7 protein-coding genes and 1 pseudogene are annotated in these 12,314 nt (G+C 63.5%); 4 read left to right on the top strand and 4 right to left on the bottom strand.

The window, feature by feature from the left end; all coding sequences use genetic code 11:
* Positions 1-40: 40 nt before the first annotated feature.
* The 3 genes from mdoH to bglX all read right to left on the bottom strand — a co-directional run bounded on the left by mdoH (position 41) and on the right by bglX (position 6,664).
* Positions 41-2,581, bottom strand: coding sequence for a glucans biosynthesis glucosyltransferase MdoH (gene mdoH / locus PSOLE_RS11015; RefSeq protein WP_074856290.1), 2,541 nt, complete (start codon positions 2,579-2,581; stop codon positions 41-43).
* The gene (locus tag PSOLE_RS11020) at positions 2,574-4,109 is read right to left on the bottom strand and encodes a glucan biosynthesis protein G (RefSeq protein WP_074856288.1); all 1,536 of its coding nucleotides are present in this window, start codon (positions 4,107-4,109) and stop codon (positions 2,574-2,576) included. Before PSOLE_RS11020 ends, mdoH begins: the two co-directional genes overlap by 8 nt.
* A gap of 260 nt (positions 4,110-4,369) precedes the next feature.
* Positions 4,370-6,664 (bottom strand): beta-glucosidase BglX, encoded by a 2,295-nt coding sequence (gene bglX / locus PSOLE_RS11025; RefSeq protein ID WP_074856345.1) that lies wholly within the window; start codon positions 6,662-6,664, stop codon positions 4,370-4,372.
* 216 nt (positions 6,665-6,880) lie between these two features.
* Here bglX and PSOLE_RS11030 point away from each other — a divergent pair.
* Positions 6,881-7,327 (top strand): annotated as a pseudogene (locus PSOLE_RS11030) (hypothetical protein).
* 200 nt (positions 7,328-7,527) lie between these two features.
* Positions 7,528-10,158, top strand: a complete 2,631-nt coding sequence (locus tag PSOLE_RS11035; protein WP_074856286.1) for a DEAD/DEAH box helicase — start codon at positions 7,528-7,530, stop codon at positions 10,156-10,158.
* Between the two features lie 48 nt (positions 10,159-10,206).
* On the opposite strand, the gene PSOLE_RS11040 is transcribed toward PSOLE_RS11035, so the two are convergent.
* Positions 10,207-10,701, bottom strand: coding sequence for a phosphate-starvation-inducible protein PsiE (locus PSOLE_RS11040; protein ID WP_003462362.1), 495 nt, complete (start codon positions 10,699-10,701; stop codon positions 10,207-10,209).
* A gap of 226 nt (positions 10,702-10,927) precedes the next feature.
* Here PSOLE_RS11040 and PSOLE_RS11045 point away from each other — a divergent pair, with 226 nt between their 5' ends.
* Positions 10,928-11,902 carry an MBL fold metallo-hydrolase gene (locus PSOLE_RS11045; RefSeq protein WP_003462363.1) on the top strand — a complete coding sequence of 325 codons (975 nt, stop codon included), beginning with the start codon at positions 10,928-10,930 and terminating at the stop codon, positions 11,900-11,902.
* A gap of 108 nt (positions 11,903-12,010) precedes the next feature.
* A complete protein-coding gene (locus PSOLE_RS11050; protein WP_074856284.1) occupies positions 12,011-12,274 on the top strand; it encodes a YebG family protein in 264 nt (87 codons plus the stop codon).
* Positions 12,275-12,314: the final 40 nt, after the last annotated feature.

The raw sequence follows: 12,314 nt of genomic DNA on the forward strand, positions 1-12,314 counted from the left end.
ATCACGCCACGCCCCTGGCAGGCGGGGGCGTGGCGGATGATCAGGCATCGCGCAGGGCTTTGCGCCAGACGTGATATTGCGGCTCCTGCCAGATGCGCGCGTGCAGGCGCGCCATGCCGTCAGGATCGTTGAGCAGACGCCAGCGGGTCGCCTCTACCTTACCCTCAGGTCCGGCGCTGAGGATCTCATCGATACGCTCGTTGCGCAGCGCTTCGGCAGCCGGCACCACCTTGGCGTGGCGGGCGCGGGCCATGGCGCAGACCAGGGCGTTGTACAGCGGGTCGACCACTGCACGCAGGAAGCCCTTGCGCAGAGCTCGTGAGCTGTTCAATTGCTCGTACTCGGCGGTGTTGCTCAGCTCCACCGGCACCTTGTGTTCTTCCGGAATCAGGAACAGCTTGCTGCGCCGCGCTGCCAGGCCCGGTGCCGTGCGACTGGTCAGCACCGAGACCACCGGCGACAGCACCAGTGACACGACGATAGGTGCCAGCCACCAGAGGAAGTCCGGGTTGAGCCAGGCCACCAGCGCCGTCCAGCTAATACCGATCAGCACCTGGGTGCCGTGACGGCGGAAGGCTTCGCTCCAGGGCGTGGAATCATCCACGCGCTGCGGCGAGTTCCACTGCACCGACCAACCGAGAAAGGCAGCGGTGACGAACAGGCTATGGAACAGCATGCGCACCGGCGCCAGCAGCACCGAGCAGGAGGCCTCCAGCAGCATCGACAACAGCACCCGCGTGCGACCACCGTAGGCCTGCGCCCCCTTGATCCAGATCAGCAGCACGCTGAGCAGCTTGGGCAGGAACAGCAGGATCATGGTCGCCGAGAACAGCGCCACTGCCTCTTCCGGTTGCCAGCGTGGCCACAGCGGATAGAGCTGGTTGGGCTGCAGGAAATACTCCGGCACCATCAGCGTATGGATCGCCAGCAGGCAGGTCGACAGCACCAGAAATAGCAGCCACAACGGCGCGGACAGGTAGGACATGACCCCGGTGAGAAACACCACGCGATGCACCGCGTGCATGCCACGCACCAGGAACAGACGGAAGTTCATCAGGTTGCCGTGGCACCAGCGGCGGTCACGCTTGAGCTCGTCGAGCAGGTTCGGCGGCAGCTCTTCATAACTGCCCGGCAGGTCGTAGGCGATCCATACGCCCCAACCGGCGCGGCGCATCAGCGCGGCTTCGACGAAGTCGTGGGAGAGGATCGCGCCGGCGAAAGAACCCGTTCCGGGCAAAGGCGCCAGGGCGCAGTGCTCGATGAAGGGTTTGACGCGGATGATCGCGTTGTGCCCCCAGTAGTGCGACTCGCCCAGTTGCCAGAAGTTGAGACCGGCGGTGAACAGTGGCCCGTAGACGCTGGTAGCGAACTGCTGCAGACGCGCATAAAGGGTGTCCATGCCCGAGGCCTTGGGCGCGGTCTGGATGATACCGGCGCCCGGGTTGGCCTCCATCAGACGCACCAGACGAGTCAGGCATTCGCCGCTCATCACACTGTCGGCATCGAGCACCACCATGTAGCGGTAGTTGCTGCCCCAGCGCCGGCAGAAGTCGTCGATGTTGCCGCTCTTGCGCTTCACCCGACGGCGACGGCGGCGATAGAAGATGTGACCGAAGCCCTCCACTTCGCGGCACAGCTCCATCCAGGCTTGCTGCTCGGCCACGCAGATGTCCGGGTCGTTGCTGTCGCTGAGGATGAAGAAATCGAAGTGTTCGAGCTGCCCGGTGGCCTTGAGCGACTCGAAGGTCGCCCGCAGGCCGGCGAACACACGCGGTACGTGCTCGTTGGCGATCGGCATGACCAGCGCGGTACGCGCCCGCGGCGAGATCGGCTCGTCGCCACAGCTGCTGGCGGAAATGCTGTAGCGGTCGTGTCCCTTGAGCAACTGAAAGAAACCCATCAGCGCCGTCCAGAAGCCCATCGACACCCAGCAGAACAGCAGGGCGAACAGCGCCAGGATGCTGGTCTGCACTACATAAGGCAGAATCTGCCGTGCCGATTCCTGCCACGGCTGCTCGAACACCAGGCCCAGATCGACTAGCGACCAGCCCTGATAGGGCAGCACTGACTTCATGTACCAGGTAGCGACCACGGTCTGCGTGATCATCAATACCAGCAGCGCGGCACGACGCACCGCCGCGACATGCCGCCAACGCTCTTCGGCGAAGTCTTCGCTCTCACGTGTACGAGGTCGCGGGGCGGGTTTCTCGCCCTTCAGACGGCGCCAGCCGCGATCCAGGATATTGGTCTGCCAGGGCTCCGGCACCATACGCGTACGTCTGATCGGAGGGGTCGACTCGATGGTGGGCCGTCCCTGATGATCCCGGACGATGCGGCAGCCGCGCTCGACGGCATCCGGCCAACCCAGCGCCAAGCGAGCCGGCACCGAATCGAGCAGCACACGGGTTTCTTCAAGGGGTTCGGCTGCTTTGCGCTCCTGTTCCTGCAAAGCCCTGTGCAACGTGGCGAGATCCCCGCCCTCCTCTTCCAGACGATGAGCCAAAGCCTGTTTCCGCTCCTGATCGAGCGGCAACACATCGAGATAATCCTGAATCGGTGTAGCGTCGTGGGAGTTATTCATGGGAGGGCAGCTGATAGCTCCAGGTTTCCGACAGGGGCTTGCCGTCCTCGACCAGCGCGGCACGCATCTCCACCGGCTGCGCCGGGTCCTTGATATTGACCCGCAGCAACAGACGCCAGCCTTTGCTCACCGGGTTGTAACGCAGGTTCTCTTCCAGCAACTCGGCGTTGTCATCGACGCTGACCTGAACGGTCGGCGCCGCGTCGGGCGAACGCTTGGCCAGCGCCTCACCGACGAAATCGACCACCAGCGCAGTACTGCCATCAGCCTGACGAATCAGGTTGGCCTGCTTGATATCACCCTCCGACAGACGGGTCTGACTGACCATGGCCAGTTGCGGGTCGTGCAGTTTGGCCTCGTCACGACTGAAATGCAGACGATAGGCCACGTCCAGCGCCTCACCCGGCGCAGGCAGCTTTTCCGGGCGCCACAGGGCGACGATGTTGTCGTTGGTTTCGTCCGGCGTGGGGATCTCCACCAGTTCGACATGACCAGCGCCCCAATCGCCGACGGTTTCCACCCAGCCGCTCGGGCGCAGCTCGTAGCGGTCGTCGAGATCCTGATACTGATTGAAGTCGCGACCACGCTGCATCAGACCGAAACCACGCGGGTTGTCGATACGGTAGCTGCTGACATTCAGGCGCTGCGGGTTGTTCAGCGGACGCCAGATCCACTCGCCGTTGCCGGCATGAATTCCCAGGCCTTCGGAATCATGCAGTTGCGGACGGTAGTTGGGGCGTGGCCAGGGTTGGTTGGCACCGAACAGGTACATGCTGGTCAGCGGCGCGATGCCGAGTTTCTCGACGTTCTCGCGCAGGTAGACCTTCGATTGCACGTCGAGCACGCTGTCGCGGCCCGGTTTGATTTCCATGCGGTAGGCGCCGGTGGCCCGTGGCGAGTCAAGCAATGCGTAGATCACCAGGCTGCGGCGGTCGGGCTGTGGCTTTTCGATCCAGAACTCGGTGAAACGCGGAAATTCCTCACCCGATGGCAGCGCCGTGTCGATGGCCAGACCGCGCGCGGAAAGACCGAACACCTGCCCCTTGCCGACGATGCGGAAGTAGCTGGCGCCGAGCACGCTCATTACTTCGTCGTGCGTACCTTTGGCATTGATCTCGTTGATGACCTTGAAACCGGCAAAACCGAGATCCTTGAGGTCGTCCGGGTTCAGATTGAGGTCGCCGAAGTCGAACATCGACGGGTCGTACTTGATCTCCTGGGTGCCTTCGGCGGTCACCTCATTGATCTTCACCGGCACATCGAAGTGCATGCCCTGGTGAAAGAAGTACAGCCGAAACGGCGTCTTGCCATCCGCCCAGTGTGCCTTCTCTTCGAGGAAGCGCACCTTTTGATAGCCGGCGAACGGCAGCTCACGCAGCGAAGCGGGCAACTGGCTTTGCGGGGCACTGTAGCCTTCTGCAGCCAGAGCCTTGGCCTTGACCGCCACATCATCCAGATCGAAGGCCCAGCTCTGGGCAGCGAACAACAGCGGGAGCACGCAGAGGGCCAGCTTGCCGGCCTTGCCCATACGAGCTCCAGAACAACGACTCATCGACACACAGCCTCCAGGGCAACACGTACTGACAAGCAGCGGCAAGCCCAGGGGCAGCCGCTGCAGGGAGTTGAAAACGGGCGAATGGTACAAACACAACGCGAGCACGATGCAGACTGCCAACCGAACGGTGACGTCTCCGCATGCGCGGATTCTTTCTGCGCATTATTACCAGATCGTGAAGTCCGGCACAGGTGCTCGCGCGAGTATATTTTTCGCCTCCTTGGGCCACGCCCTCATTGGCGTGGCAACAGTTCGAAACGCGCCTCCTGCACGGTCTCCGAATCCAGCCCCAACTGGGCACGGAAGGCACCTGGCTCGCTGACATGCTGCAGGCTGGCGTTGTAGAAACGCAGCATGGTTTCGTCGATCTCGAAACTCAGCTCGCGCGCCTCACCTGCTTCAAGCTTGACCCTGCGAAAATCCTTGAGTTCCTTCACCGGACGGATCACCGACGCGGCCTCATCGTGCAGGTACAGCTGCACCACGGTCGCGCCAGCCCGTGACCCGGTGTTCTTCAGCGTGACGCTGACGCGAATCTTCTCATCAGGCGTCATGCGCTCGGCGGACAGCTTCGGCGCCGACAGTTGGAAGTCGCTGTAGCTCAGACCGTAGCCAAACGGATACAACGGGCCGTTGGGCTCCTCGAAATACTGCGAGGTGTAGTTGCCAGGCGTGCCGGGCGTGTACGGACGGCCCAGGCGCAGATGATTGTAGTAGGTGGGAATCTGCCCGACCGAACGCGGGAAGGTGATCGGCAGCTTGCCGGAGGGGTTGTGCTCACCGAACAGCACGTCGGCGATGGCGTTGCCGCCCTCGATACCGCTGTACCAGGTCTCCAGTATCGCATCGGCGTTTTCCTTCTCCCAGCCGAGCGCCAGCGGCCGGCCGTTCATCAGCACCAGCACCAGCGGCTTGCCGGTGGCCTTGAGCGCACGCAGCAGGGCCTGCTGGCTGTCCGGCAGATCCAGACGCGTGCGACTGGACGACTCATGCGACATGCCACGAGCTTCGCCCACTGCTGCAACGATGACGTCAGCCTGGGATGCCACACGCACAGCCTCCTCCAGCATCGCCTGCGGCGTGCGCTTGTCCAGCACGACTTCAGGGCGGTCCCAATTGAGCTGGTTGAGGTAATTGATCACATGGGCATCGTCGGTGACGTTGGCACCGACGGCGTAGAGCAGCTTGCCCTGACCTTGCAGCGCCGCCTCCATGCCCTTGCGCAGGGTCACTGCCTGCTGGGCCACACCGACCGCCGACCAACTGCCGAGCATGTCCACGGGCGAATCGGCGAGCGGGCCGATCAAGGCGACAGTGGCCTTCTTGCTCAGCGGCAGGGTGTCGTCATGGTTTTCCAGCAGCACCAGGGAGTCGCGTGCCATGGCCCGCGCATCGGCGCGGTGCAGGCGGCTTTCGGCATTGACGTCGGCCGGGTCGTCTTCGGCGCGGCCGATGCGGCGGAACGGATCGTGGAACAGGCCAAGGTCGTACTTGGTGTTCAGTACATGGTTGACGGCTTCATCCAGCACGCTCTGCGGCACCGCGCCGCTGCGCACCAAAGCAGGCAGCTGCTGATCGTAGAGCGTGTCGGCCATGCTCATGCCGACACCTGCCGTGACGGCCAGTTTCGCCGCCTCACGGCCATCGGCGGCCACACCATGGCGCAGCAGTTCGGTGATCGCACCGTGGTCACTGAGCGCCACGCCCTTGAAGCCCCAGTCGCGACGCAGCAGATCACGCAGCAGCCAGGAGTTGGCCGAAGCTGGCACGCCATTGATCGCGTTCAGCGCCACCATCACCCCGCCGGCGCCGGCATCGATGGCGGCGCGATAAGGCGGCAGGTAATCCTGGTACATGCGCATCGGGCTCATGTCGACCACGTTGTAGTCGCGCCCACCCTCCACCGCGCCGTACAGGGCGAAGTGCTTGACGCTGGCCATGATGCGCTGCGGGTCGCTGGGATCCTTACCCTGGTAACCGTGAACCATCGCGGCGGCGATGCGCGAAACCAGGTACGGATCCTCGCCGAAACCTTCGGACGTGCGGCCCCAACGCGGATCGCGGGAAATGTCGACGGTCGGCGCGAAGGTCATGTCCAGGCCATCCGCGCTGGCCTCGAAGGCCGCGACCCGCGCGCTGTTCTCGATGGCAGGAATGTCCCAGCTCGAGGCCAGCCCCAGCCCAATCGGAAACGTAGTGCGATGGCCATGGATGATGTCGTAGGCGAAGAACACCGGGATACCCAGGCGACTGCGCAGCGCCGCCTCCTGCATCGGACGGTTTTCCGGGCGTATCACCGAGTTGAAGGTGGCGCCGATACGCCCTGCGGCCATCTCTTCGCGGATGCGCTCACGTGGCATGTCGCCGCCAATGCTGATCAGACGCAGTTGGCCGACCTTTTCCTCCAGGGTCATGCGGCCTACCAGATCGGCGATGAAGGCCGATTTGTCATCGACCGAAGGCGCGGCAGCCAGCAGGTTGGGGAGGATCAGGACAGAGGCAAGAGCGAAGTGGTGCAGGTATTTCATCGAGAGCGGCATCCGGGATGCGAATCATTGTTTGAATGGCCGCCACGATACTCCGAGTCCTCGCGCCGCGCCGCGGGTTGGTGCAAAAAAACTTAAGCACCATTCAAAGGCGTTCCAGCAATTACGACCCCAGACTTTCACAAACTTGCGCATTTTTTCTTCGTCTCTGGCTTTGCCTATCGGCAGGCGTAGCATGACCGCATTCGGGAGATGGTGATGGCGCAATTCGAACATCTGCAGGTATTCCAGAGCATGAGCCGCTCGCCCAACGCGCGGCTGCACGCCATGGCCGAACTGGGCAACGGCATGGCCGTGACACGCTGGAGTAACGCCCATGATGCGCGTGACTACCTTGCCTCCAGCCACACCACACGCTGTCGTGCTACCTCAGTGGCGGCACTGGCACCTTTCGCCGTGAGCAACCCGGCAACAAGGGCGCTCCGGATAAACTGTGCATCCTGCCGGCCGATGCCGCTGAGCCAACTGGCCGCGCTTTGTGCCCTGTCGTAATACCACTTCGCGCGCATGTTCCAGAGCAGCTTCAGCCTACCGCCTCATCGCTATGTGTTGGCCCGGCGCCTGGCACGTGCCTGCCACTTCAGCAATCGTTTTCGCCAGGCGCTCGGAGCAACGCCCAGGCAATACCGCGCGGCCTTTCTGTAGGGCGGGTGCAACCCGCCAACTCCGCTGCGGCGGGTTACACTCGCCCTACTCGCCGAACGCCTGAAGCGATGGCCACGACAGCACGTCGGCAATCTCGGCACCACGCCTGCTAATCGTCACGCGGCTATGCGAAAATCTGCGGCTTTGCATTGCCACGACCCAGTCATGCGCCCATTCATTTTTGCCTCGGGGCTTCGTTGATGCCCCTGGATATCCACCAACTCCGCCAGGAAGACTGGCGCTCGGAATTCGGCGCCGGTGACCTGCGTCGCGGCATCGGCTACGCCGAGGAGAAACGCAGCAAGCTGCTCAGCATCAAGGACAACAGCCTGCTCGCCAATTGCCGTGGTTCCGGCGGGCAGACCTACCAGCAGCGCATCACGCTGCACCCCTATGGGCGCAAATGGAGCGTGACCGGGCACTGCACCTGCCCGGTGGGTTTCAACTGCAAGCATGTAGCCGCCGCGCTGCTCACCCTTGAGGCCCAGCAACGCGCCGGCAGTGACCTCTCCGACATCATCGTGGCGGACAAGGAGCTGGCGGAAACGCGCCTGGAAGGCATCGCGCCTACCGCCATCCTCAGCCTGGGCAGCCAGGTGCGCGTGCATTTCGACGCACGCAAGGGACGCATGCAGGAGCAGACCCAACACCGCGCGGCGCTGGCCTTCGACTATGCCGGACACAAGGTCTTCGGCAAGCCGGCCAAGGACCTGGTCAAGCGCCTGGATGCAGAGACCAACCTGCGCCTGATCCGCGACGGCGGCGCCGAAGCCAGCTTGCGCAAGCGCTTGGAAAGTCTCGGCCTGCAGGTAGCCCTGCGCCAGAGCGAGGCGCTGCCGGCCGAAGCCGGCGAGCCGTTCGAACTGGAGCGCGAGCGCGACTGGCTGGATTTCGTCCAGCAGCAGCTACCGCAGCTGCGCGCCGAAGGCTGGCAAATCCACATGCGCCCGGACTTCCAGTACAACCTCGCCGAGGTCGACGACTGGTACGCGGAGGTCAAGGAAGATCCGCAACAGAACTGGTTCGACCTGGAGCTGGGCATCGAAGTCGAAGGCCAGCGCCTGAGTCTGCTGCCGATCCTGCTCCAGGCCATTCGCCGCACGCCCTGGCTGCTGGCGCCCGAAGCGCTGGCCCAGCGCGCCGACGAAGATCGCCTGCTGGTCAGCCTGCCGCAGGGCGGCAAACGCATCGCCCTACCCTTCGCCCGATTGAAGCCGCTGCTGGCCACGCTCGGCGAGCTGTATTTCCGCGACCCTGGCGACGATCATCTGCCGCTGCGCCTCGGCCGCGCCGACGCCGCACGCCTGGCCGAACTGGCCCAGGGGCCCGAACTCAGTTGGCAAGGCGGCGATGAATTGCGCGGCTTCGCCCAGCGCCTGCAGAACCTGGCGGTACGTGAAATTGCGCCACCCGAGGGTTTGCAGGCCGAACTGCGCAGCTATCAGGTGCAGGGCCTGAACTGGATGCAGACCCTGGCCGAACTGCGCGTCGGTGGCGTACTGGCCGACGACATGGGCCTGGGCAAGACCCTGCAGACCCTGGCGCACATCCTCTGCGAGAAACAGGCCGGGCGCCTGAAAAATCCAGCACTGATCGTCATGCCCACCAGCCTGATACCCAACTGGCAGGACGAGGCGGCGCGCTTCACCCCGCAATTGCGCGTACTGGCGCTGCATGGCAACAAGCGCAAGGCGCTGTTCGAGGAGATCGCCGAGCACGATCTGATCCTCACCACCTACGCCCTGCTGCCGCGTGACCTCAAGGCGCTGAACCAGCAGCGCTATCGCCTGCTGATTCTCGACGAAGCGCAGAACATCAAGAACCCGCGCAGCAAGGCGGCCACTGCAGCGGCTCAGGTGCAGGCCGACCTGCGCCTGTGCCTGACCGGCACCCCGCTGGAAAACCACCTGGGCGAGCTGTGGTCGCTGTTCCATTTCCTCATGCCCGGCTGGCTGGGGGATGCCAAGACCTTCACCCGCGACTACCGCACGCCCATCGAGAAACGTGGCGACGCCCAGCGCCTCAATCACCTGAATGGGCGCATCCGCCCCTTCCTGTTGCGTCGCACCAAGGAGCAGGTGGCCAGCGAGCTGCCGCCGAAGACCGAGATCACCCACTGGGTCGAGCTGACCCAGCTGCAGCGCGACCGCTACGAAACCCTGCGCCTGGCCATGGACCAGAAGGTGCGCGAGGAAATCACCCGTCAGGGACTGGCGCGCAGCCATATCGTCATCCTTGAAGCCCTGCTGCGCCTGCGTCAGAGCTGCTGCGACCTGCGCCTGCTGGGTGACGACAACGGCGAGCTGAGCGCCAGTGATTCGGGCAAGCTCAGCGCCTTGCTGGACATGCTTCAGGAGCTGGTCGACGAAGGCCGTCGCGTGCTGCTGTTCTCCCAGTTCACCTCGATGCTGGCGCTGATCGAGGCAGAACTACAGGCGCGCAAGATCGCCTACGCCAAGCTCACCGGCAGCACCCAGGACCGCCGCACGCCGGTCGCACGCTTCCAGGCCGGCGAATTTCCGGTGTTCCTGATCAGCCTCAAGGCCGGCGGCAGCGGCCTCAACCTGACCGCCGCCGATACCGTGATCCACTTCGATCCCTGGTGGAACCCGGCCGCCGAAGCCCAGGCCAGCGACCGCGCCTACCGCATCGGCCAGGACAAGCCGGTATTCGTCTACAAACTGATCACCCGTGGCAGCGTCGAAGAGAAGATCCAGCAACTGCAGCAGACCAAGGCCAACCTGGCCAAGGGCGTGCTCGACGGCGGCAGCCAGGGCCAGTGGCAACTGGATGAAGCCGACCTGGCGGCGCTGTTCGCGCCGCTGGACTGACACCTGGCCTCACAGGCTGGAGCGCCCATCATCGCTCCACCCGACGTTTCAGTCAGACGTATCGTCGCGCTCGGCCTCGGCATCCTCACGGTTGCGCGCCTTGCTGCGGGGGTGCGGGCCGGCCACGGCCGGAAAGCGCGACGAGGCGTAGCGCACCACCAGAATCGCCAGGGCCAGCAGCAGGATCGCCCCCGACACCATCACCACGCCCCAGGTCGGCTTGTGGGTGTGGGAGATGTCGGAAATCAGCAAGCGAGTCAGCGCGGTGATCGCCACGTAGATCATGAAGCGGATCGGCATGTGGTTGGTCTTGAAATAGATCCCCACCATCGCCGCCAATTCCAGGTAGATGAACAGCAGCAGAATGTCATCGACCGTGATGTGGCCCTTCTCCAGCATGCCAATGAAAGCCATCACCCCCGCCCAGGCCGTGATCGCCCCGATGGCGAACAGCGCCAGGTAATGGAAGGCCTCCATCAACAGATTGCCCAGCGACTCCGCCAGACCGTGCATGTTTTCGCGCAAGCGCTCAGCCCAATTCATCCTTCAACTCCCCACGAGACCTGGCAAACCACCCCGAATCCCCACCTCGGGTATTCGCAAGAAACAATCATGCAGGAAAAAGACCAGCCCGAGGATGCCGCTGCGATGTGACGATTTGGCACGCTCCAGCCAACCGCGACGAGGCTGAAACTGACATCACAGGCTCGCCAAGATACCCCGACGCGTCGCACACTACGGCATCGCCACTCTCAATGAAGGATCACCCATGCGTCTTTTCTCGCTGAGCACCGCATTGTCGTCCGCCATGATCGCCCTGGTCAGCCTGCCGCTGCAGGCGGCCGCACCGGCACAACAGAAGACCCAGGTACCGGGCTACTACCGCATGGCACTCGGTGACTTCGAAGTCACCGCTCTGTATGACGGCTACGTCGACCTGCCTGCCAGCCTGCTCAAGGGCATCGATGACAAGGACCTGCAATCGCTGCTGGCACGCATGTTCGTGGCGTCGGAGAAAGGCGTGCAGACTGCGGTCAACGCCTACCTGATCAACACTGGCGACAACCTGGTGCTGATCGATACCGGCGCCGCCCAGTGCTTCGGCCCGACTCTCGGCGTGGTGCAGACCAACCTCAAGGCATCCGGCTACCAGCCGGAGCAGGTTGATACCGTGCTGCTCACCCACCTGCACCCAGACCATGCCTGCGGCCTGGTCAACGCCGACGGCAGCCCGGCCTACCCCAACGCGACCGTGGAGGTGCCGCAGGCGGAGGCTGAATTCTGGCTCGACGAGGCGACCATGGCCAAGGCCCCCGAAGGCATGCAAGGCATGTTCAAGATGGCGCAACAGGCAGTCGCACCCTATGCCAAGATGAACAAGCTCAAGCCCTACAAGACAGAAGGCGAATTGTTGCCTGGCGTCAGCCTGGTAGCGAGCCCGGGACACACGCCCGGACATACCTCTTACCTGTTCAAATCGGGTGGACAGAGCCTGCTGGTATGGGGCGACATTCTGCATAACCACGCCGTGCAGTTCGCCAAGCCTGAAGTGGTCATCGAGTTCGATGTCGACAGCGCCAAGGCCAGGCAATCCCGCCAACGCATCCTGGCCGAAGCGGCCACAGACAAGCTGTGGGTCGCTGGTGCGCACCTGCCCTTCCCCGGCCTGGGCCACGTACGCAAGGAAGCCCAAGGCTACGCCTGGGTACCCGTCGAGTTCAGCCCGATCCGTAGCGACCGCTGAATTCTCGACACTCGCTGCTGGCAAAACGGTAGCGAGTTCTTTATGCTTGGATCACTGTATAAATAAACAGTTACCAACAGACACGCATGAAGGCAGATGAGGTGATGAATGGCCGTCGAAGTGGTGTATCGCAGCAGTCGCGATCCGGAGTGCTTGTTCATGGATAAGGCCGAAGCCGACCGTTACGACAAGATGCTGGAACTGGCCGAGCGCCTGAGCGAGGTGCTGCACAAGGCGGTTCCATCCCTGAGCGAGGAACAGGGCGAGGAGCTGGGTATCTTCATGGCCAAGAATCGCGACGTCTTTGCCAAGGCGTTCAAGAGCCAGCCGGACGCACTCGAGGAACTCGAGATCGAGACCGCCAGCGAGTGACCGTGTAGCGCGGCCCCTCTTTCGCACGAGGGGTCTGCTC

The organism is Pseudomonas oleovorans subsp. oleovorans, assembly GCF_002197815.1.
Classification (GTDB): domain Bacteria; phylum Pseudomonadota; class Gammaproteobacteria; order Pseudomonadales; family Pseudomonadaceae; genus Aquipseudomonas; species Aquipseudomonas oleovorans.

Bases quoted from the DNA above. Each gene is read 5' to 3' on its own strand.
- mdoH (WP_074856290.1), bottom strand. From the start codon at position 2,581: ATGAATAACTCCCACGACGCTACACCGATTCAGGATTATCTCGATGTG.
- PSOLE_RS11020 (WP_074856288.1), bottom strand. From the start codon at position 4,109: ATGGGCAAGGCCGGCAAGCTGGCCCTCTGCGTGCTCCCGCTGTTGTTC.
- bglX (WP_074856345.1), bottom strand. From the start codon at position 6,664: ATGAAATACCTGCACCACTTCGCTCTTGCCTCTGTCCTGATCCTCCCC.
- PSOLE_RS11035 (WP_074856286.1), top strand. From the start codon at position 7,528: ATGCCCCTGGATATCCACCAACTCCGCCAGGAAGACTGGCGCTCGGAA.
- PSOLE_RS11040 (WP_003462362.1), bottom strand. From the start codon at position 10,701: ATGAATTGGGCTGAGCGCTTGCGCGAAAACATGCACGGTCTGGCGGAG.
- PSOLE_RS11045 (WP_003462363.1), top strand. From the start codon at position 10,928: ATGCGTCTTTTCTCGCTGAGCACCGCATTGTCGTCCGCCATGATCGCC.
- PSOLE_RS11050 (WP_074856284.1), top strand. From the start codon at position 12,011: ATGGCCGTCGAAGTGGTGTATCGCAGCAGTCGCGATCCGGAGTGCTTG.